At 70.1% G+C, this 19,691-nt stretch carries 20 protein-coding genes; 11 read left to right on the top strand and 9 right to left on the bottom strand.

Going from position 1 to position 19,691, the window contains the following annotated elements; all coding sequences use genetic code 11:
* Positions 1-64: 64 nt before the first annotated feature.
* Positions 65-1,516, bottom strand: coding sequence for a CoA transferase (locus ACNFOC_RS23525; protein WP_416961077.1), 1,452 nt, complete (start codon positions 1,514-1,516; stop codon positions 65-67).
* Positions 1,517-1,632: 116 nt separating this feature from the next.
* Positions 1,633-3,165, bottom strand: coding sequence for a S8 family serine peptidase (locus tag ACNFOC_RS23520; protein ID WP_416961076.1), 1,533 nt, complete (start codon positions 3,163-3,165; stop codon positions 1,633-1,635).
* Positions 3,166-3,406: 241 nt separating this feature from the next.
* Here ACNFOC_RS23520 and ACNFOC_RS23515 point away from each other — a divergent pair, with 241 nt between their 5' ends.
* From ACNFOC_RS23515 to moaA, 3 genes are all read left to right on the top strand, one after another.
* On the top strand, positions 3,407-3,763 hold the full coding sequence (locus ACNFOC_RS23515; protein WP_416961075.1) for a DUF485 domain-containing protein: 357 nt from the start codon (positions 3,407-3,409) through the stop codon (positions 3,761-3,763).
* Entirely contained in the window at positions 3,760-5,379 is a 1,620-nt protein-coding gene (locus ACNFOC_RS23510) for a monocarboxylic acid transporter (RefSeq protein ID WP_416961074.1), read from the top strand. The genes ACNFOC_RS23515 and ACNFOC_RS23510 overlap by 4 nt, the downstream gene beginning before the upstream one ends.
* Before the next feature lie 182 nt (positions 5,380-5,561).
* Positions 5,562-6,551 (top strand): GTP 3',8-cyclase MoaA, encoded by a 990-nt coding sequence (gene moaA, locus ACNFOC_RS23505; RefSeq protein WP_416961073.1) that lies wholly within the window; start codon positions 5,562-5,564, stop codon positions 6,549-6,551.
* Between the two features lie 24 nt (positions 6,552-6,575).
* Here the strand turns inward: moaA and ACNFOC_RS23500 are convergent, their stop codons facing one another.
* Together ACNFOC_RS23500 and ACNFOC_RS23495 are read right to left on the bottom strand one after the other, a co-directional pair.
* A complete protein-coding gene (locus tag ACNFOC_RS23500) occupies positions 6,576-6,794 on the bottom strand; it encodes a hypothetical protein (RefSeq protein ID WP_327405070.1) in 219 nt (72 codons plus the stop codon).
* A gap of 236 nt (positions 6,795-7,030) precedes the next feature.
* Positions 7,031-7,417 carry a DUF3099 domain-containing protein gene (locus ACNFOC_RS23495; RefSeq protein WP_416961072.1) on the bottom strand — a complete coding sequence of 129 codons (387 nt, stop codon included), beginning with the start codon at positions 7,415-7,417 and terminating at the stop codon, positions 7,031-7,033.
* A 247-nt stretch (positions 7,418-7,664) separates the two neighbouring features.
* On the opposite strand from ACNFOC_RS23495, the gene ACNFOC_RS23490 reads away from it, so the two are divergent.
* A complete protein-coding gene (locus ACNFOC_RS23490) occupies positions 7,665-7,943 on the top strand; it encodes a GlsB/YeaQ/YmgE family stress response membrane protein (RefSeq protein ID WP_416961071.1) in 279 nt (92 codons plus the stop codon).
* Between the two features lie 89 nt (positions 7,944-8,032).
* Here ACNFOC_RS23490 and tyrS read toward each other — a convergent pair whose 3' ends face one another.
* Genes tyrS through ACNFOC_RS23475 form a run of 3 tightly spaced genes read right to left on the bottom strand, consistent with a single transcriptional unit; the run spans position 8,033 to position 12,261 of the window.
* Complete coding sequence (tyrS, locus tag ACNFOC_RS23485) at positions 8,033-9,301, bottom strand: tyrosine--tRNA ligase (protein ID WP_416961070.1); 1,269 nt, start codon at positions 9,299-9,301, stop codon at positions 8,033-8,035.
* A 45-nt stretch (positions 9,302-9,346) separates the two neighbouring features.
* Complete coding sequence (locus tag ACNFOC_RS23480; protein WP_416961069.1) at positions 9,347-10,741, bottom strand: metallopeptidase TldD-related protein; 1,395 nt, start codon at positions 10,739-10,741, stop codon at positions 9,347-9,349.
* A complete protein-coding gene (locus tag ACNFOC_RS23475; RefSeq protein WP_416961068.1) occupies positions 10,738-12,261 on the bottom strand; it encodes a TldD/PmbA family protein in 1,524 nt (507 codons plus the stop codon). The genes ACNFOC_RS23480 and ACNFOC_RS23475 overlap by 4 nt, the downstream gene beginning before the upstream one ends.
* Before the next feature lie 240 nt (positions 12,262-12,501).
* Here ACNFOC_RS23475 and fabG point away from each other — a divergent pair, with 240 nt between their 5' ends.
* The 3 genes from fabG (at position 12,502) to ACNFOC_RS23460 (ending at position 14,508) form a co-directional block, all read left to right on the top strand.
* A complete protein-coding gene (gene fabG, locus ACNFOC_RS23470; RefSeq protein ID WP_416961067.1) occupies positions 12,502-13,206 on the top strand; it encodes a 3-oxoacyl-[acyl-carrier-protein] reductase in 705 nt (234 codons plus the stop codon).
* Positions 13,207-13,211: 5 nt separating this feature from the next.
* Entirely contained in the window at positions 13,212-13,979 is a 768-nt protein-coding gene (fabI, locus tag ACNFOC_RS23465) for an enoyl-ACP reductase FabI (RefSeq protein WP_124002436.1), read from the top strand.
* A gap of 175 nt (positions 13,980-14,154) precedes the next feature.
* Positions 14,155-14,508, top strand: coding sequence for a hypothetical protein (locus ACNFOC_RS23460; RefSeq protein ID WP_416961066.1), 354 nt, complete (start codon positions 14,155-14,157; stop codon positions 14,506-14,508).
* Between the two features lie 4 nt (positions 14,509-14,512).
* On the opposite strand, the gene ACNFOC_RS23455 is transcribed toward ACNFOC_RS23460, so the two are convergent.
* On the bottom strand, positions 14,513-15,202 hold the full coding sequence (locus ACNFOC_RS23455) for a FadR/GntR family transcriptional regulator (RefSeq protein ID WP_416961065.1): 690 nt from the start codon (positions 15,200-15,202) through the stop codon (positions 14,513-14,515).
* A gap of 82 nt (positions 15,203-15,284) precedes the next feature.
* Here ACNFOC_RS23455 and ACNFOC_RS23450 point away from each other — a divergent pair, with 82 nt between their 5' ends.
* From ACNFOC_RS23450 to ACNFOC_RS23435, 4 genes are all read left to right on the top strand, one after another.
* Positions 15,285-16,634, top strand: a complete 1,350-nt coding sequence (locus ACNFOC_RS23450; RefSeq protein WP_416961064.1) for a CynX/NimT family MFS transporter — start codon at positions 15,285-15,287, stop codon at positions 16,632-16,634.
* Between the two features lie 84 nt (positions 16,635-16,718).
* Positions 16,719-16,835: an SGM_5486 family transporter-associated protein gene (locus ACNFOC_RS23445; protein WP_088245544.1), complete on the top strand. Its 117-nt coding sequence runs from the start codon at positions 16,719-16,721 to the stop codon at positions 16,833-16,835.
* 185 nt (positions 16,836-17,020) lie between these two features.
* Positions 17,021-17,227, top strand: a complete 207-nt coding sequence (locus tag ACNFOC_RS23440) for a hypothetical protein (RefSeq protein WP_416961063.1) — start codon at positions 17,021-17,023, stop codon at positions 17,225-17,227.
* A 77-nt stretch (positions 17,228-17,304) separates the two neighbouring features.
* Positions 17,305-17,859: a SixA phosphatase family protein gene (locus ACNFOC_RS23435; protein WP_416961062.1), complete on the top strand. Its 555-nt coding sequence runs from the start codon at positions 17,305-17,307 to the stop codon at positions 17,857-17,859.
* 143 nt (positions 17,860-18,002) lie between these two features.
* Here the strand turns inward: ACNFOC_RS23435 and serB are convergent, their stop codons facing one another.
* Positions 18,003-19,211, bottom strand: coding sequence for a phosphoserine phosphatase SerB (gene serB, locus ACNFOC_RS23430; protein ID WP_416961061.1), 1,209 nt, complete (start codon positions 19,209-19,211; stop codon positions 18,003-18,005).
* Positions 19,212-19,691 lie beyond the last annotated feature (480 nt).

Here is a 19,691-nt window from a genome sequence, read left to right as displayed (position 1 = left end):
GTGCAACAAAACGACTGGCGGAACGACATTCCCCTCACGGGTACGTTTCCGGTCGACCCCCGCATCAAGCCCAACGAGCCGGGTCCGTGCCCCAACACCCCGGCGGACGCGCCCAGTTCGAGGGCCCACCGTCGAACGACACCGGCGACAGGGCATGCCGCAGCCGTCCGATATCACTGCCCGTCTCGACCAACCAGGCGTCGGGCTGGTTGTACGCCGTCCCGCCGAGCTCGTCCGCCGCCTGGTTGTGCCCGTGCGCGGCCCGGTGGTGCTCGCTCCCGCGCGCCGCTCCGGCCGCCGCCCCTTCCGGCTCGCCCCCGTCCGCCGTCAACCACGCTGCGGTCCGCGCGAGCGCCAGCCGCAGGGCGATGCCGCCGCCCTCCTCCGACTGATCCGTCAGCGCCCGCAGCACCGCGCCCGCCAGCAGATACCCGGTCCCGTGGTCGAGTGCCTGCGCGGGCAGCGCGCCGGGCTGGTCCGGTGACCCCTCGGTCGCCGCGATGCCGGTGGCGACCTGCACCAGGCTGTCGAACCCGCGCCGGTCGCCCCACGGCCCGTACGCGCCCCACGCCGACAACTGCGCCACGATCAGCCCGGGCCGACGGTCGGCCAGCACCTCGGGGGAGAGCCCGAACCGGTCCAGGGCGCCCGGCCGGTACCCGGTGACGACGACGTCCGCCCGCGCGAGCAACTCCTCGAAGGTCCGCCGGTCGGCCGCCGGCCCGAGGTCCAGCCGCGTCGACCGCTTCCCGAAACCGGTGTCCGCGTGCGCGTCGGGATCCTCCGGCAATTGCGGGGCGTCCACGCGCAGCACGTCCGCGCCCAGCAGGGCCAGCGTCCGCGTGGCGACCGGGCCCGCGATGACCCGGGTCAGGTCGAGCACGCGCAGCCCTGCGGCGGGCAGCAACGGGTCCCCGTCGAGCGGCGGGAGCACACGCGCGCGTGCGGTGCCGAGCCGCTCGCGCTCGACGAGCGGCCGCCCGGTCACCGCGACCCCCTGCGCGTGCGCGGCCCACTCCTCCGCCGTCCGCAGCGCGACCGCGAGGCCCCCGGCGCCGTAGACCATGTCCTCGGCCTCCAGGGCGGACCGCCCGGCGAGCGACGCGGCAACGTCCTCCACCGGCGCGTCCCCCGGCAGCTTCAACGCGCCCAGCAGCCGCGCCCGGTGGTGCGGATAGTTCGCGTGGGTGCGGACCCAGCCGTCGGCCGTCCGCCAGAACCGTGACAGTGGCGCGAAGCTGACCGGCGCCCGCCCGTCGATCAACAGATGCCGCTCGCTGGCGAACGCCGTCGCGACGGCCCCGTCGTCCACCCGCACCCCGGGCACCTCCGCGAGCCCGGCCCGCCGTGCCCCCAGCTCGGCGGCGGCCAGCGCACACGCTCCCACACAGGCGCGCGCCAACTCCCGTACGGGAAGCCGCGCTTCGAGCGCACCCTGACGTGTGACGGTCGAGACCCGCGGGACCAGAGCGGGATCGCCGCCCATGGCGGCCCATGCCATCTTGATGCCAGTCATGATTGAACTATGCAATATTGATTCAATCAATATGTGCAATGCGGAATGGATGGCCGTACGGACACGAACGGGCCGGGCGGAGATCCGCCCGGCCCGTGAAGCAGGTGAGGTGTCGGCTACTTCACCGCCCGCAGGGCGTTGACGATGCCGAACCCGTAGAAGCCGTTGACGCGCTTGCCGCCCACGCAGGTCGCGTCCACGACGCCGTCACCGTTGGTGTCGTACGGGTCGGTCGGGCAGCCCGGGTTGTCCGCCTCGGCCTTCAGCAGCGCCTGCAACTGGGCCGGACCGGCGTGCGGGTGCGTCGACTTGAGCAGCGCGGCCACGGCGGCGACGTGCGGGGTCGCCATCGAGGTGCCCTGGAGATAGCCGTACGTGTTGTTCGGCAGCGTGGACAGGATGCGGCCGTTCTTCGACGGGGTGTCCGGGATCTGCCGGGCGTCTCCGCCCGGCGCCGACACGTCGATCACGCCCTTGCCGTAGCTGGAGAAGTACGACTTGGCCTTGGTGACGCCGACCGAGCTCACCGTGACGACACCCGGCAACTGGGTCGGCACGTCGAAGCACTCGTGCGGGTCGACCGTACGGGTCGTCGCGGTCGAGTCGTCGGGGCTGGAGTCGTCGACCAGGGCGTCGGAGTCGAGGTCGTCGTTGGAGTTGCCGGCCGCGGCGACATTGAGCGTGCCCTTGCTCTGGGCGTACAGCTGGGCCCTGTTGACCGCATCGACGATGGCACGTTGATCGGGGTCGTCCATGCAGTTGTACAGCCAAGGATCAACGTAGTAGCTGTTGTTGGTGATCTCCACGCCGTGATCCGCGGCGAACACGAACGCGCAGACCACGCTCTCCGGGTAGAACAACTGCGTCGAGTCCGGCTCGGCCACCGTGATCCCGGCGACCTTCACACCCGGCGCGACACCCGCCACACCGATGCCGTTGCGGGCGGCAGCGATCTCACCCGCGACATGCGTGCCGTGGTAGTGGGCGGAGTCCACGGGGCGCCAGGAGCCGTACGTCGTGTCCGCCTTGCCGCCCACGCAGTTGGCGGACTGCGAGGCGGAGAAGTTCGGGGCGATGTCCGGGTGGGTGTCGTCGACGCCGACGTCGATGACGGCGACCGTCACGCTCTTGCTGCCCGGGTTGATCTTCGCGGCCTTGTCGGCGCCGATCGCGGGCAGGTCCCACTGGTCGGCCTCGAGGGGCTCGCTGTCACCGGCGGCGGCGGAGGCCTTCGCCGTCTTCGCGGCCTGGTCCTTGGAGAGGTACTGCACCGCGCCTTCGTCGGTCGTCGAGGCGGGGCTCAGCGGCGCCGTACGCGTGGCACCCGCCGACTGGACCCCACGCACCGCGCGGATCCGCGCACCGAAGTCGGGGTTCGCCGAGTGGACGACGATCACACCGATCTTCTCGTACGTCTCCACGATGGTGCCGCCGGCCGCATTGATCGCCTTCTTGACCGAGTTGATCGTGTGGTGGTCCAGCCGAGTGTTGACCACATACGCAAGGTTGGGCGCGTCGGCGGTCTGCGCGGTGGTCCCCGCGGCCGGGACCGCCGAGGCCGCCGACGGGAGGAAACCGAGCGAGGCGGTCAGCGACAGCACGACCGGTACGGCGAGGGCGAGCCGGCGTCTGGGGCGCAGATGAGCCATGGGATCTCCACATCATCCGGAAACGAAACGGCCCGAGACGTGGTTGGCGTTCGGGCAGGTACATGACTAGTGGTGCAGAGCTGAAGCTATCTCCCGTGGTGACTGGCCAGCAATGATTTCCCAAAGACGACTACCGAAAGAAGTCAAAGCAGTTGAACCGGTCGACGTGTCGCGCCGTGCCCTTGGGCAGGAAGCGCCAAGCCAGACCAGAACCCGCAGGTCCGTAACGCGAGGAGACACCGTGGCCACCGAGACACCACCCCCCTCGAAAGCCGAACACCAACTCCCCAGTACCGAGGAGTTCGAACAGGTCCAGGAGAGCGCGGAGTTCGCCGAACTGCGCCGCGCCCACCGCTCCTTCGCCTTCCCGCTGACCGTCGCCTTCATCGTCTGGTACCTGCTGTACGTGCTGCTGTGCAACTACGCCGGCGACTTCATGGACACCAAGGTCGTCGGCAACATCAACATCGCCCTGGTCCTGGGTCTCGCCCAGTTCCTCACCACGTTCCTCATCGCCTGGTGGTACGCGCGCTACTCCGCCGCGAAGCTCGACCCCAAGGGTGAGGCCATCAAGTCCCGGATGGAGGGCGGCGCATGAGCCCCGCGATCACCCTGGCCGCCGGCGAGGCGAGCGAGCACCGGCCGCTGATCATCACGCTGTTCGCGATCTTCGTCGCCGCGACGCTCGTCATCACCGTATGGGCGGGCCGCCAGACCAAGAGCGCCGCCGACTTCTACGCGGGCGGCCGCCAGTTCACCGCCTTCCAGAACGGCCTCGCCGTCTCCGGCGACTACATGTCCGCCGCGTCCTTCCTCGGCATCGCGGGCGCCATCGCCCTCTTCGGCTACGACGGCTTCCTGTACTCCATCGGCTTCCTGGTCGCCTGGCTGGTCGCCCTGCTCCTGGTGGCCGAACCGCTGCGCAACTCCGGCCGCTACACCATGGGCGACGTCCTCGCGTACCGCATGCGCCAGCGCCCGGTCCGTACGGCGGCCGGCACCTCCACCATCGTGGTGTCGATCTTCTACCTGCTGGCCCAGATGGCCGGCGCGGGCGTCCTGGTCTCGCTGCTCCTCGGCATCACCACCGACGCGGGCAAGATCGGCATCGTCGCCCTGGTCGGCGTCCTGATGATCGTGTACGTCACCATCGGCGGCATGAAGGGCACCACCTGGGTCCAGATGGTCAAGGCCTGCCTGCTCATCGCCGGCGCCCTGCTGCTGACCTTCCTGGTGATGCTCAAGTTCAACTTCAACATCTCCGACCTGCTCGGCAAGGCCGCCGACAACAGCGGCAAGGGCTCCGCCTTCCTGGAACCCGGCCTCAAGTACGGCGCCACCAGCACGACCAAGCTGGACTTCATCTCCCTGGGCATCGCCCTCGTCCTCGGCACCGCGGGCCTGCCGCACATCCTGATCCGCTTCTACACGGTGCCCACCGCCAAGGCCGCCCGTAAGTCGGTCAACTGGGCCATCGGCCTCATCGGCGCCTTCTACCTGATGACCCTGGCCCTCGGCTTCGGCGCCGCCGCACTGATCAAACCCGACGAGATCATCGCCTCCAACAAGGCGGGCAACACAGCGGCGCCACTCCTGGCGCTGCATCTGGGCGGAGTCGACTCCAACTGGGGCGCCATCCTCCTGGCCAGCATCTCGGCGGTCGCCTTCGCCACGATCCTCGCGGTCGTCGCGGGGCTGACCCTGGCATCGTCCTCGTCGTTCGCCCACGACATCTACGCGAACGTCATCAAGCGGGGCCAGGCGACGGAGAAGCAGGAGATGGCCGCCGCCCGCTACGCCACGATCGGCATCGGCGCCGTCTCCATCCTCCTCGGCGCCCTCGCCCGCGACCTGAACGTCGCCGGCCTGGTCGCCCTCGCCTTCGCGGTCGCCGCCTCCGCCAACCTCCCGACGATCCTCTACAGCCTCTTCTGGAAGCGGTTCACCACTTCAGGAGCCCTGTGGTCGATCTACGGCGGGCTGGTGACCGCCGTCGGCCTGGTGCTGTTCTCGCCGGTCGTCTCGGGCAAACCCACCTCGATGTTCCCCGACGTCGACTTCCACTGGTTCCCCCTGGAGAACCCCGGCATCATCTCGATCCCGGTCGGCTTCCTGCTGGGCTGGCTCGGCACGATCCTCTCCAAGGAGGAGCCGGACACCGGCAAGTACGCGGAGCTGGAGGTACGGTCCCTGACCGGCACCGGAGCGCACTGAGGGCCGATCCAGTCCCCCCGAGTCCCCCCACTCGGTCCCCCCACGTCGACGGCCGCGTCGTAGATCCCTACGACGCGGCCGTGTCGTACCTCGTGGGATCGGGCCGCTCTCGTTGTCAGAGGTGTCGCGTAGGCTCGCAGGTGTCGGAAAACATGCGATCCGAATCGAGGGAGGGGGCCCACGTGCTCATCGACACCTATGGCCGAGTAGCCACCGACCTGCGGGTTTCGCTGACCGACCGGTGCAATCTCCGGTGTACGTACTGCATGCCCGAGGAGGGCCTGCAGTGGCTGGCGAAGCCCGATCTCCTCACGGACGACGAGATCGTCCGCCTGATCGACATCGCGGTCACCTCGCTCGGCATCGAGGAGGTCCGCTTCACCGGCGGCGAGCCCCTGCTGCGCCCCGGCCTGGTCGGCATCGTCGAGCGGGTCGCGGCCCTGGAGCCCCGCCCCCAGATGTCGCTGACCACCAACGGCATCGGTCTCAAGCGCACGGCGACCGCCCTGAAGGCGGCGGGCCTGGACAGGGTCAACGTGTCCCTGGACACCCTGCGCCCCGACGCCTTCAAGACACTCACCCGCCGAGACCGCCTCAAGGACGTCCTCGCGGGCCTCGAAGCCGCCCACGACGCGGGCCTGACCCCGGTGAAGATCAACTCGGTGCTGATGCCGGGGCTCAACGCCGACGAGGCCCCGGACCTGCTGGCCTGGGCCGTGGAGCACGACTACGAACTGCGCTTCATCGAGCAGATGCCCCTGGACGCCCAGCACGGCTGGAAGCGCGAAGGCATGGTCACCGCAGGCGACATCCTCGCCTCCCTCCGCACCCGCTTCGAGCTGACCTCCGAAGGCTCCGGCGAGCGCGGCTCCGCCCCGGCCGAGCGCTGGACCGTCGACGGCGGCCCGCACCGCGTGGGCGTCATAGCCTCGGTCACCCGCCCGTTCTGCGCGGCCTGCGACCGCACCCGCCTCACGGCCGACGGCCAGATACGCAACTGCCTGTTCGCCCGCGAGGAGACCGACCTTCGCGCCGCCCTGCGCTCCGACGCTCCCGACGAGGAGATCGCCCGCATCTGGCGCCAGGCGATGTGGGGCAAGAAGGCGGGCTCGGGCCTGGACGACCCCTCGTTCCTGCAACCGGACCGGCCGATGTCGGCGATCGGCGGCTGAGCAGCCGTCGTAGGCGAAGGGGCTCTACGGGATCTCGGGCTCTTCCCAGTCCTCGAACTTGACGACGTCCTTCAGGAACCCCCGCACACCGAGGAACTGGGACAGATGCTCGCGATGCTCCTCGCACGCGAGCCACGTCTTGCGGCGCTCCGGCGTATGGATCTTCGGGTTGTTCCACGCGAGCACCCACACGGCGTCGGCGCGGCAGCCCTTCGCGGAGCAGATCGGTGTCTCGTCACTCACGGGAACCCACGGAATTTCATCTCACAGATGCGCTGAAAAGGCGACGCCGAGCAGCCACGGGGGGAGCTGCCCGGCGTCGGTCCGTCGCTCCGACGGGGGATGCGGAGCGCGTACGAAGTATGTCACGGGTGACCGGTCGCCCGGCACCGGAACAACATGATTGATCTGAGCTTTTCTTGAGCTTGGTGCGGAGCCGACTTCCGTTTGAAGCGCCTTCGCGACGGTCACGACGGGTCCTACGGTTCGCCTCCCGCGCGGGGTGCCGGCTCGGGCACGACCCCCTCCGGGACGGGTTCCGTGAACGCCTCGTCGGAGCGCGGCGGCGTGATCATCGGCCGCAGCGGCGTGGTGACGAACGTGGACGGAAGCCCCGGCGCGTTCTCCCGCCCGGCGTTCGCGATCACGACGGCGACATAGGGGAGCAGCACACCGAGCACCAACGCGACGATCGCGACGTGCCGTTCGACGTTCCACAGCGCGCAGGCGAGGATCACCGACACCGTACGGATCGACATCGAGATGACGTACCGGCGCTGCCGGCCGCGGATGTCCTCCGCGAGTCCCGTCCGGGCTCCGGTGATCCGGAACACCTGGGCGTTGCCTTCGCCGTGCAGCTTCCGCATCACATTCCACCATCCGCCCGCATCGGACTCTCCCCGGCCCGTGGCCCCGGTTCGCACCCGATCCGGGAACCGGGCCCCGACACGTCCTACGTTACGCCGCGCCTCCGTCGCCTTCGAGACCGGGGGACCTCCGGCCTGGGCGAACGACCTGCGCCGTAGCGCGTATGGCCGCACCCGACATGCGCCGTACGGCGACCGGACCCACACTTGGCGTAATGCTCACGTAGAGCCGTACAAGGAGGCAGCCATGGGCTGGTTGTGGGCGATCATCGTGGGATTCGTGCTGGGTCTGATCGCGAAGGCGATCATCCCGGGCAAGCAGCACAGTCCTCTCTGGCTGACCACCATCTGCGGCATTCTCGGCGCCATCGTGGGCAACGCGATCGCCCGAGCGGCCGGCGTCGACGCGACCAGCGGCATCGACTGGAGCCGCCACGCGTTCCAGCTCATCGCCGCGATCATCATCGTCTTCGTCGTCGACATGGCGTACATGGCGACGATCGGCAAGAACAAACAACGAACCTGACCGCAGCGCCCCGTCAGGGGCGCGGGGAACTGCGCGACCAGCCACGACGAACCCGCGGCCCGCAACGAACCCCGCGCCCCTACGGCGCTTTACGCTCCAGTGACCTCGACCGCGGCCAGGTTTTTCTTGCCCCGCCGCAGCACCAGCCACCGCCCGTGCAGCAGATCTTCCTTGGCCGGCACGGCATCCTCGGCGGCGACCTTCACGTTGTTCACGTAGGCCCCGCCCTCCTTCACGGTGCGCCGCGCGGCGGACTTGCTCGCCACCAGGCCGACCTCGGCGAACAGGTCGACGACCAGGCCGAGTTCGGCGACCTGGATGTGCGGCACCTCGGAGAGGGACACGGCCAGCGTCCGCTCGTCGAGCTCCGCCAGCTCGCCCTGCCCGAAGAGGGCCCTGGACGCGGCGGTCACGGCGGCCGTCTGCTCGGCGCCGTGCACCAGCGTCGTCAACTCCTCCGCCAGCGCGCGCTGGGCGGCACGCGCCTGCGGACGCTCCTCGGTCTGCTTCTCCAGCTCCTCAAGCTCTTCGCGGGACTTGAAGGACAGCATGCGCGCGTACGTGGAGATGTCCCGGTCGTCGGTGTTCAGCCAGAACTGGTAGAACGCGTACGGCGTGGTCATCTCCGGGTCGAGCCAGATGGCGGTGCCCTCGGACTTGCTGAACTTCGTGCCGTCGGCCTTGGTCATCAGCGGCGTGCCGTAGGCGTGCACCGTGGCGTCCGGCTCCAGGCGGTGGATCAGGTCCAGGCCCGCCGTGAGGTTGCCCCACTGGTCGCTGCCGCCCTGCTGGAGCGTGCAGCCGTACCTCCGGTAGAGCTGGAGGAAGTCCATGCCCTGGAGGATCTGGTAGCTGAACTCCGTGTAGCTGATGCCCTGTTCGGAGTCCAGACGCTTGGCGACCGAGTCCTTCGCCAGCATCTTGTTGACGCGGAAGTGCTTGCCGATGTCGCGCAGGAACTCGATCGCGGAGAGGTTCGCCGTCCAGTCGAGGTTGTTGACCATGACCGCAGCGTTCTCGCCCTCGAAGGACAGGAACGGCTCGATCTGGCGGCGCAGCTTCTGGACCCAGCCGGCGACCGTCTCCGGGTCGTTCAGCGTGCGCTCCGCCGTCGGGCGCGGGTCGCCGATCTGGCCCGTGGCCCCGCCGACCAGCGCCAGCGGGCGGTGGCCGACCTGCTGGAGCCGGCGCACGGTGAGCACCTGCACCAGGTGACCCAGGTGGAGCGACGGCGCCGTCGGGTCGAAGCCGCAATAGAACGTGACGGGACCGTCCGCGAGCGCCTTGCGCAAAGCATCTTCGTCAGTGGACAGGGCGAACAGGCCCCGCCACTTCAGCTCGTCGACGATGTCCGTCACGGTTCTCGTATCTCCTTGGGATGGTCTCGTGGATCAGGTACGAGGTTATACGCCCTGACTGACAGAGCTCATATTGAAGTCCGGCACCCGCAGCGCGGGCATCGCGGCCCTGGTGAACCAGTCGCTCCATTCCCTCGGCAGCGTCTTCTCCGTCCGCCCCGCCTCGGTCGCCCGCCCCAGCAGATCCACCGGCGACTCGTTGAACCGGAAGTTGTTCACCTCGCCCGCCACCTCGCCGTTCTCGACGAGGTAGACGCCGTCCCGGGTCAGCCCGGTCAGCAGCAGCGTCGCCGGGTCGACCTCGCGGATGTACCAGAGGCAGGTGAGCAGCAGCCCGCGCGTGGTGTTCGCGACCATCTCCTCCAGGGAGCGGTCCTCGCCCCCGCTCAGGATCAGGTTGTCGATCGACGGCGCGACCGGCAGCCCGGTCAGTCCCGCGCTGTGCCGGCTGGTCAGCAGATGCTGCAACTCGCCCTCGCGCACCCAGTCGGTGGCGGTCAGCGGCAGCCCGTTGTCGAACACCGACTGGTCGCCCCCGGAGGTGTGCGCGAGCACGAACGGGGCGGATTCCAGGCCCGGTTCGTTCGGGTCGCTGCGCAGCGACAGCGGCAGCTCGGTGAGCTTCTCGCCGACGCGGGTGCCGCCGCCGGGCTTGGAGAACACCGTGCGGCCCTCGACCGCGTCCCGGCCCGACGCCGACCACATCTGGTAGATCAGCAGGTCCGCGACCGCGGTCGGCGGCAGCAGCGTCTCGTAGCGGCCCGCGGGCAGCGGGATCTTCCGCTCCGCCCAGCCCAGCCGTACGGCCAACTCGGCGTCCAGCGCGGCCGGGTCGACGTCCTTGAAGTCCCGCGTCGAGCGGCCGGCCCACGCCGAGCGCGTACGGTCCGGGGACTTGGCGTTCAGCTCCAGCGTGCCGTTGGGCTGGTCGTGGCGCAGGCGCAGCCCCGTCGACGTACCCAGGTAGCTGGTGACCAGCTCGTGGTTGGCGAAGCCGTACAGCTCGCGACCGCCCGCACGCGCGCGTGCGAACGATTCGCCGAGCGCCGGGGCGAAGTCGGCGAACACGGAGGACGAGGTCTCGGCGGGCGCGTCCGTGAAGTCGGGCGACTGCGGTACGCCCGTGACCAGCGGCTGCGCGTCCTCGGCGGCCTCGGCACCGCGCGCGGCGGCCTCGGCGGCCCGCACCAGCGGCTCCAGCTCCTCCGGGGTGACGGCGGACCGGGACACGACCCCCGAGGCCGTGCCCTCCTTGCCGTCGACGGTCGCGATGACGGTGAGCGTGCGCCCGCGCGTGACACCGTTCGTGGTCAGCGCGTTGCCCGCCCAGCGGAGGTTGGCGGTCGACTGCTCGTCGGCGATGACGACACAGCCGTCGGCCCGCGACAGTTCGAGGGCGCGCTCGACGACCTCGTGCGGCTTGTTCGTACGGGCGCTCATCGACCGGCCTCCTGCGTGGTGTTGAGGATGTTGACGCCCGTGAAGAGGGCCGACGGGCAGCCGTGCGAGACCGCGGCGACCTGGCCCGGCTGGGCCTTGCCGCAGTTGAAGGCGCCGCCCAGGACGTACGTCTGCGGACCGCCGACGGCCGCCATGGACCCCCAGAAGTCGGTGGTCGTCGCCTGGTACGCGACGTCCCGCAGCTGTCCGGTGATCCGCCCGTTCTCGATCTTGAAGAACCGCTGTCCGGTGAACTGGAAGTTGTAGCGCTGCATGTCGATCGACCACGACCGGTCGCCCACTACGTAGATCCCGCGGTCGACCCCGCCGATCAGGTCCTCCGTGGACAGCCCCGCCGGATCCGGCTGCAACGACACGTTGGCCATGCGCTGCACCGGCACATGGCCGGGGGAGTCGGCGTAGGCGCAGCCGTTCGAGCGGTCGAAGCCGGTCAACTTTGCGATGCGGCGGTCGAGTTGGTAGCCGACCAGGGTGCCGTCCTTGACCAGGTCCCAGGACTGGCCCTCGACGCCCTCGTCGTCGTAGCCGATGGTCGCCAGGCCGTGTTCGGCGGTGCGGTCGCCGGTGACGTTCATGCGCTCGGAGCCGTACTTCAGTTTGTTGAGCTTGTCGAAGGTGGCGAAGGAGGTGCCGGCGTAGGCGGCCTCGTAGCCGAGCGCGCGGTCCAGTTCGGTGGCGTGGCCGATGGACTCGTGGATCGTCAGCCACAGGTTGGACGGGTCGACGACGAGGTCGTACAGGCCCGCCTCGACGCTCGGCGCCCGCATCTTCTCGGCGAGCAGCTCGGGGATCCGCGCCAGCTCCTCGTCCCAGTCCCAGCCGGTGCCCGTCAGGTACTCCCAACCCCGGCCCACGGGCGGCGCGATGGTGCGCATGGAGTCGAACTCACCGCTCGACTCGTCGACCGACACCGCGTTCAGTTGCGGGTGCAGGCGGACGCGCTGCTGGGTGGTCACCGTCCCGGCGGTGTCGGCGTAGAACTTGTTCTCGTGCACGGTGAGCAGCGACGCGTCCACGTGGTTGACACCGTCCGCCGCGAGCAGCCGGGCGCTCCAGTCCGCCAGCAGCCCGGCTTTCTCCTCGTCGGGCACCGAGAACGGATCGATCTCGTACGACGAGATCCACGTCCGCTCCTCGTGCACGGGCTCGGCGGCCAGCTCGACCCGCTCGTCCGACCCGGCCGCCTTGATCACCTGCGCGGAGAGCTTCGCCATCGCCACCGCCTGCGAGGCGACCTTGGCGGCGGCGTCCAGGCTCAGGTCCACACCCGACGCGAACCCCCAGGTGCCGCCGTGCACGACCCGCACCGCGTACCCGAGGTCGGTGGTGTCCGACGTACCCGCGGGCCGGGCGTCCCGCAGCCGCCAGGACGCGCTGCGCACCCGCTCGAACCGGAAGTCCGCGTGCTCGGCACCGAGCGCACGCGCGCGTGCCAGCGCGGCTTCGGCCAGGGCGCGTAGCGGAAGTGCCGTGAAGGCTTCGTCGATGGAATGGGGCACGGAGGTCTCCCTGCTGTCGTGGCCTGTCGGGTCCGATCATGTCGCGCGAGCGGGTGCGGGGACCACACGTTTCCGCGCTGCGTCGGCACTTTCTGTAGGGACCCGACAGCGAGTCCCGTAAGCCACTGTCGGTGCCCGATTGTCCGCCGGACCGGGCGGACCGATAGGTTTTCGATAAAGCCGCCTGTCAACCAGGTGTATCTGGCAGGCGTGCAGGACCGCTATCGAAAGGGTGATCCGTTGAGCCGCTCGGTTCTCGTCACCGGAGGCAACCGGGGCATCGGCCTCGCCATCGCCCGTGCGTTCGCCGACGCCGGCGACAAGGTCGCCATCACGTACCGCTCGGGTGAGCCGCCGGCCGGCTTCCTCGCTGTGAAGTGCGACATCACCGACACCGAGCAGGTGGAGCAGGCCTACAAGGAGATCGAGGCCGAGCACGGCCCGGTCGAGGTCCTGATCGCCAACGCCGGCGTCACCAAGGACCAGCTCCTGATGCGCATGTCCGAGGAGGACTTCACCTCGGTCATCGACACCAACCTCACCGGCACCTTCCGCGTCGTCAAGCGCGCCAACCGCGCCATGCTGCGCGCCAAGAAGGGCCGCGTCGTCCTCATCTCGTCGGTCGTCGGCCTGATGGGCGGCCCCGGCCAGTCGAACTACGCCGCCTCCAAGGCCGCCCTGGTCGGCTTCGCGCGCTCCCTCGCCCGTGAGCTGGGTTCGCGCAACATCACCTTCAACGTCGTCGCGCCCGGCTTCGTCGACACCGACATGACCAAGGCGCTCACCGACGAGCAGCGCGAGAACATCGTGAAGCAGGTGCCGCTCGGCCGTTACGCGCAGCCCGAGGAGGTCGCCGCGACGGTGCGGTTCCTCGCCTCGGACGACGCCTCGTACATCACTGGAGCCGTCATCCCCGTAGACGGCGGACTGGGAATGGGTCACTGATCACCATGAGCGGAATTCTCGAGGGCAAGCGCGTCCTGATCTCCGGTGTGCTGCTGGAGTCCTCCATCGCCTTCCACGCCGCCAAGCAGGCCCAGGAGCAGGGCGCCGAGATCATCCTGACCGCGTTCCCGCGGCCCACGCTGACCGAGCGCATCGCCAAGAAGCTCCCCAAGCCCACCAAGGTCATCGAGCTCGACGTCACCAACGACGAGCACCTGGCGCGCCTCGCCGACGTCGTGGGCGAGGAACTGGGCGGCCTCGACGGTGTCGTGCACTCCATCGGCTTCGCGCCGCCGGACGCGCTCGGCGGCAACTTCCTCAACACGCCGTTCGAGTCGGTCGCCACGGCGATGCACGTCTCCGCGTTCTCCCTGAAGTCGCTGACCATGGCCTGCCTGCCGCTGATGCAGAACGGCGGCTCCGTCGTCGGCCTCACCTTCGACGCGTCCTTCGCGTGGCCGCAGTACGACTGGATGGGCCCGGCCAAGGCCGCCCTGGAGGCCACCAGCCGCTACCTCGCCCGCGACCTGGGCAAGCAGAACATCCGCTGCAACCTCGTCTCCGCGGGCCCGCTCGGCTCGATGGCCGCCAAGTCCATCCCGGGCTTCAGCGAGCTGGCCTCCGTGTGGGACAACCGCTCCCCCCTGGAGTGGGACCTCAACGACCCGGAGCCGGCCGGCAAGGCCATCGTCGCCCTGCTGAGCGACTGGTTCCCGAAGACCACCGGCGAGATCGTCCACGTGGACGGCGGCCTGCACGCCATCGGAGCCTGACCTCCCGGCCCGGTCTCTCCTACGGCGTCGACGCCCCGTTTCCCGCACCGCGCGGGGAGCGGGGCGTCACCCGTTCGGCCCCTCCGGCCAGGCGGGGGCAGGGCACAACTGCGCACTCTTGATTACGCGTTCACCACGCGATTTCCTCCCCAGCACTGCCGAGGAGGTTCCCCTTGTGCGCCTGTCCCGCAGCCTGGCCCCAGTGACCGTCGCCGTCGCGCTCGTCATCTCCCTGGCGTACGAGGCGATGCCCCACGCACGCGTGGAGGCCCGAAAACCGGCCGCACCCCAGCTGTTCGGAGCCGACTGCCGCACCGCCGTCCACGGCTCGCACGTGATCGCGTACTGCCACAACCCGTACCCCCGGACCGACCGCGTCAGCCTGCACATCGAGTGCGACCGCTGGTGGGACATCGACAGCGACGGCATCGCGACCGACGCGGGACCGGCGCAGACCGTACGGCTCACCGGCCGCTGCTGGGAGGACGTCCGCGCGGTGTGGGTCAGCCACCAGAAGCGGGCGAGTTGAACCCCTACGAAGCGGGCGGGCCGAGCCTCCCCGGGCGGCACACGAACGGATAGCCCGCGGCCTCCTCGGCGGCCGCCCGCGCGTCACCCGCGCGGATCGCGTCCACCAGCCGCGTGTGGTCCATGTACGTCTCCGGAGTCAGCGCCTCGCCGACGTCCGCGCGCAGCCAGTCCCGCAGCACCTCGCCCAGGTCGGCGTACATCGCCGTCATGACGTCGTTGTGGGAGGCCGCCACCACGGCCATGTGCAGGGTCGCGTCGGCCGTCACGAAGGCCTCCGTGTCGCCCGATGCCCAGGCCTCCTCCCGTCGTACGAGGAGGGCGTCCAGCTGCTTGAGGTCCTTCTCGGTGCGCCGCTCGGCGGCCAGCTGCGCCGCCGACGACTCCAGCGTGGAGCGCAGTTCGGCGATGTGCCGGGGGTCGGCGTCCGCGAAGCGGCGGTGCATCACACCGGCCAGCTCGCTCGTCGCCACGACGTACGTCCCGGAGCCCTGACGGATGTCCAGCAGGCCGTTGTGCGCGAGCGCGCGGACCGCCTCGCGGACCGTGTTGCGGGCGACCCCGAGCTGCTCGACCAGCTCCGGCTCGGTGGGGATCCGGGAGCCGACCGGCCACTCGCCCGAGGTGATCTGGTTCCGCAGCGCGGCGATGACCTGCTCGGACAGCGCCGAACGACGGGGATGGCTCAGGGGCATGGCACACCTTCGCATGTGCGGGGCGGGAGCGGGCCACCCGGGGATGGACAACCAATCATCCCATGATTCTATGATGGGCAGCATGGCAAGCGAGGAAACCCGGACAGTGAAGTCCACGACGAACATCAGCGGCAACGTCGGCAGCTCGGCCGTGAGCGACTCCCTGGCGCCGACAGGAAAGCGGATCGGGGAGCAGCCCGAGAAAGCGTCCACGCACGCGTGGACGACGCGTCTGTTCGCCGTCGGCATCGTGCTGGCCGCGCTGAACCTCCGCCCCGCCATCACCAGCCTCGGCGCCCTCCTCGAAGAGGTCCGCGACGGGCTCGGCATGAGCGGCAGCGTCGCCGGACTGCTCACCTCCGTACCCCCGCTGTGCTTCGCCGTCTTCGGCGTCATGGCCCCGCGCCTGGCCCGCCGCTTCGGCCCGGCCGCGGTGGTCTGCGCGGGCATGGTCCTCATCACCGCGGGCCTGCTCATACGGCCCTACATCGGCGGCACGGCCGGCTTCCTCGTCGGCAGCGCGCTGGCGCTCATGGGCATCGCGGTCAGCAACGTCCTGATGCCGGTGATCGTCAAGCGCTGGTTCCCGGACCGGGTCGGCTCGATGACCGGCCTGTACTCGATGGCCCTGGCCCTCGGCACCTCCGCCGCGGCCGCGGTCACCGTGCCCATGACCGATGCCCTGGGCGGCAGTTGGCGCTCAGGCCTGGCCCTGTGGGCGGCGCTGGCCGCCGCTGCCGTACTGCCCTGGATCGCTCTCGTACGACACCGGGAGGCGCCCTCCGGACCGGAGGCGTCCGGGGGACAGCGCTCCCGCGCGCGGGAGGCCGGGCCGGCGCAGCCGGCGCTGCGGATCACCCGCAGCCGTACCGCGTGGGCGCTCGCCGTGTTCTTCGGGCTCCAGGCCACCGCCGCGTACATCACGATGGGGTGGATGGCGCAGATCTTCCGGGACGCGGGGGTCTCCGCGGGCACCGCCGGGCTGCTGCTGGCCGTCACCATGGTGATGGGCGTGCCGCTGGCCTTCGTCATCCCGCGCCTGGCCACCCGGCTGCCCCGGCAGGGCCCGATCGTGATCGCGCTCGGCGTCTGCGGCCTCGCCGGGTACGCGGGCCTGTACCTCGCGCCGGCCGGCGGCGCCTGGGCCTGGGCCGTGCTGCTCGGCATCGCCAACTGCGCCTTCCCGCTGGCCCTGACGATGGTCGGGATGCGGGCCAGGACCGGTGCGGGCGTCGCCCAGTTGTCGGCCTTCGCGCAGAGCACCGGGTATCTGATCTCCATCCCGGGGCCGCTCCTGGTCGGCGTGCTCTACCAGCACAGCGGCGGCTGGGGACTGCCGATCGCCCTCATGGCCGGCCTGATGGTCCCGCAGATGGCCGTGGGCGTCCTCGCGGGCCGCAACCGTACGGTCGAGGACGAGGCGGCCCGCTGAGCCCGCCCGGGCCCCGGCCGACCGCACCCCGCCCGACCTCACCCCGGCGGATCCGGCGCGGACGAAGGGTGCGAGACTGGCCGTATGCCAGTGCTCGACCCGAACCCCCAGAACGGTCAGAAGAAGATGCTGCTCGTCTTCGGCTCGTTCTTCGCCATCTTCATCGTCATCGCCATCATCGCGACGATCGCGTCGCCGTGACCGTGCGCCCCTGAACGTGCCTCCGTGGGCCGATGGTGGGGTTGTCCCCACCATCCCCTAGGGGGTGAGGCTCAGGGTCAAGTGGGTGGATCTCCGGATGGGTTGGGGGCCGCGCGTTCCGTAACTTCGATGGTGTGACCGCGAGAAGCGGATCGCGGACCACTCGGAGACCAGCGGAGGCATCGATGTCGGCCCCTACGCACACCCGGCCCCACCCGGCGACCACGGGCGGCGTCGACATCAGGCTGCCGTGGTGGGCCCTCGCCCTGCCGGCGCTCGCGTTCGTCGTGCTGCTCGTGCTGATGCTCAACCCGACGGACGCGCAAGCGGCGGCCTCGGACCCGATGATCACCCATTTGTTCGAGCGTGTGCAGCAGCTCATAGCCCGCTGAGCACCGGCTGAGCATCCGCGGAGCCGCCCCGTCAACTCCCTGCGCCCTGTGGCCTGTTTCATGCGAAGCTGGATCCCATGAGCGTCGCAGAACCCCGCAGGATCGTCCTCTTCCGGCATGCGAAAGCCGACTGGCCCCAGGTGACCGATCACGAGCGGCCGCTCGCTGAGCGGGGCCGCCTGGACGCGGCCACCGCCGGAAGCAGGCTGGCCGACACCGGCATCCCCTTCGATCTGGCCCTCTGCTCCACCGCGGTCCGGACCCGGGAGACCTGGAAGCTCGCCGTGCACGAGCTCGCGCACCGGCCGAAAACCGTCTACGAGGAGCGGCTCTACGACGCCTCGCCCGGCGAGCTGATCGCGGTGCTGAACGAGACGCCGGACGACGCGCGGAACGTCATCCTCGTCGGCCACAACCCGAGCGTGCAGGGCCTGTCCGAGATCCTCCCCGGCGAGGAGACCGGTACGGACACCGGAGCGGGCAGCGGCGCGGGCAGCGCTGAGGCCCGCGAATGGCTGAAGCAACGCGGTTTCGCGGCCGCCGGTTTCGCCGTGCTGTCCTTCACCGGTTCCTGGAAGGCGCTGGAGCCGGGCGTGGCCACGCTGGACGACTACTGGGCGCCGTCGGAGTAACCGGAGCAGCAGAGCAACCGCGCACGACGAGGGGCCCGGCACCGTGTGGTGCCGGGCCCCTGAAAGTGGCGGGCCCCGAAGGTGGCGTAGACCGGGCCGGGACGAGTCCCTGGTCCGGGATCAGTCCTCGTCTGGTCCCGGACTCAGTCCTCGTCGTGCGTGTCCGCGGCCTCGACCTCTTCGCGGGTGACGCCCAGCAGATACAGCACGGTGTCGAGGAACGGCACGTTCACCGCGGTGTGCGCGGCCTCCCGTACGACCGGCTTCGCGTTGAAGGCGACGCCGAGGCCGGCCGCGTTGAGCATGTCCAGGTCGTTGGCGCCGTCGCCGATCGCCACGGTCTGCGCGAGCGGTACGCCCGCCTCGGCGGCGAAGCGGCGCAGGAGCCGTGCCTTGCCCGCGCGGTCGACGATCTCGCCGGTGACCTTGCCGGTCAGCTTGCCGTCGACGATCTCCAGCGTGTTGGCCTGGGCGAAATCGAGCCCGAGCCGGTCCTTGAGATCGTCGGTGACCTGGGTGAACCCGCCTGATACGACACCGACTTGGTAGCCGAGCCGCTTGAGCGTGCGGATGAGCGTGCGGGCGCCCGGCGTCAGGCGCACCTCGCTGCGCACCTTGTCGACGACCGAGGCGTCCAGCCCCTTCAGCAGGGCCACGCGCGCGTGCAGCGACTGCTCGAAGTCCAGTTCCCCGCGCATCGCGGCGGCGGTGACCTCGGCGACCTCGTCCTCGCAGCCGGCGTGCGCGGCGAAGAGTTCGATGACCTCGTCCTGGATGAGCGTGGAGTCGACGTCCATGACGACGAGACGCTGGGCCCGCCGGTGCAGCCCCGCCGCCACGACGGCGATGTCGACGCCGAACGTCGCCGCGTGGGTGACGAGGGCGGTGCGCAGGGGCTCGGTCTCCACGCCGGACACCGCGAACTCGACTGCTGTCACGGGGTACTTGGCGAGCCGGAAGATACGGTCGATGTTGCCGCCGGCCTTGGTGATACGGGCGGCGATCGCGGCGGTGGACTCCGCGGTGAGGGGATGGCCGAGCACGGTCACGAGCGAACGCCCGAGTCCGCGCGGCCGGTTGTCGCCGAGGCCGGAGATGATCTCGGCCTGCATCTTCATCGACTCGGCCCAGCTGTGCACGGTGGCCCGCAGATCCCCTTCGAGCCCGGCGGGCGGCGGCGTCACGAGTGCGCACAGCACCATCCGGCCACGTGTGACGACCTGCTCGATGTCGACCACGTCGACGGAGTAGGCGGCGAGGGTGTCGAAGAGTCCGGCCGTGATGCCCGGCCTGTCCTTGCCGAAGATCTTGACGAGGAGAGTGGGGACGTCAGAGGTCTGCGAAGCGCTCATGGTGTACCCACCGTATCCGGCACGGAGTGCCTTATGCCGCAGAGGTCCGCCTAGCGGACACGGAACAGTGGGTGTCGGATCGGTGGCGCGAATCTTACGGGGCGATCACGAAGCGGCGGGGCGGCGGTCAGGAAGGGGCCGTGGGCGGTCGTGAGACGGCTGAGGGGTGGTCAGGAGACGCGTTGAAGCGATCGCGGTGGGGTGCGGTGCCGATCAGGAGTCGGCCGGTCATCGGGCGAGGAGGGACTTAGGGTGTATCCAACCCTCGGGGTCTATTCACCCGTCCGCCTCACCGCTGGAAACGACCCGACCGCTCTACGTCCCGACACCGTCCTCGGCGCCGTCAGGATCGGCACCCGGCTGGGCCGCCGCGGCCGCCTCGACCGCCAAATGCTGTAACTCCGCTCGTGGACCGGCCTCGCCGAGCACCAAGTAGACCCGCGGGCGTCTCTCGCTTGCCCACCGGCGCCCACCCTGGCG

This window comes from Streptomyces colwelliae (genome assembly GCF_048158785.1).
Taxonomy (GTDB): Bacteria; Actinomycetota; Actinomycetes; order Streptomycetales; family Streptomycetaceae; genus Streptomyces.
This window is presented reverse-complemented; position numbering and strand designations above follow the sequence as displayed.

Coding starts and splice junctions, on each gene's coding strand:
- ACNFOC_RS23525 (WP_416961077.1), bottom strand. CDS start 1,516: ATGACTGGCATCAAGATGGCATGGGCCGCCATGGGCGGCGATCCCGCT.
- ACNFOC_RS23520 (WP_416961076.1), bottom strand. CDS start 3,165: ATGGCTCATCTGCGCCCCAGACGCCGGCTCGCCCTCGCCGTACCGGTC.
- ACNFOC_RS23510 (WP_416961074.1), top strand. CDS start 3,760: ATGAGCCCCGCGATCACCCTGGCCGCCGGCGAGGCGAGCGAGCACCGG.
- ACNFOC_RS23495 (WP_416961072.1), bottom strand. CDS start 7,417: ATGCGGAAGCTGCACGGCGAAGGCAACGCCCAGGTGTTCCGGATCACC.
- ACNFOC_RS23490 (WP_416961071.1), top strand. CDS start 7,665: ATGGGCTGGTTGTGGGCGATCATCGTGGGATTCGTGCTGGGTCTGATC.
- ACNFOC_RS23480 (WP_416961069.1), bottom strand. CDS start 10,741: ATGAGCGCCCGTACGAACAAGCCGCACGAGGTCGTCGAGCGCGCCCTC.
- fabI (WP_124002436.1), top strand. CDS start 13,212: ATGAGCGGAATTCTCGAGGGCAAGCGCGTCCTGATCTCCGGTGTGCTG.
- ACNFOC_RS23455 (WP_416961065.1), bottom strand. CDS start 15,202: ATGCCCCTGAGCCATCCCCGTCGTTCGGCGCTGTCCGAGCAGGTCATC.
- ACNFOC_RS23450 (WP_416961064.1), top strand. CDS start 15,285: ATGGCAAGCGAGGAAACCCGGACAGTGAAGTCCACGACGAACATCAGC.
- ACNFOC_RS23445 (WP_088245544.1), top strand. CDS start 16,719: ATGCCAGTGCTCGACCCGAACCCCCAGAACGGTCAGAAGAAGATGCTG.
- ACNFOC_RS23440 (WP_416961063.1), top strand. CDS start 17,021: ATGTCGGCCCCTACGCACACCCGGCCCCACCCGGCGACCACGGGCGGC.
- ACNFOC_RS23435 (WP_416961062.1), top strand. CDS start 17,305: ATGAGCGTCGCAGAACCCCGCAGGATCGTCCTCTTCCGGCATGCGAAA.
- serB (WP_416961061.1), bottom strand. CDS start 19,211: ATGAGCGCTTCGCAGACCTCTGACGTCCCCACTCTCCTCGTCAAGATC.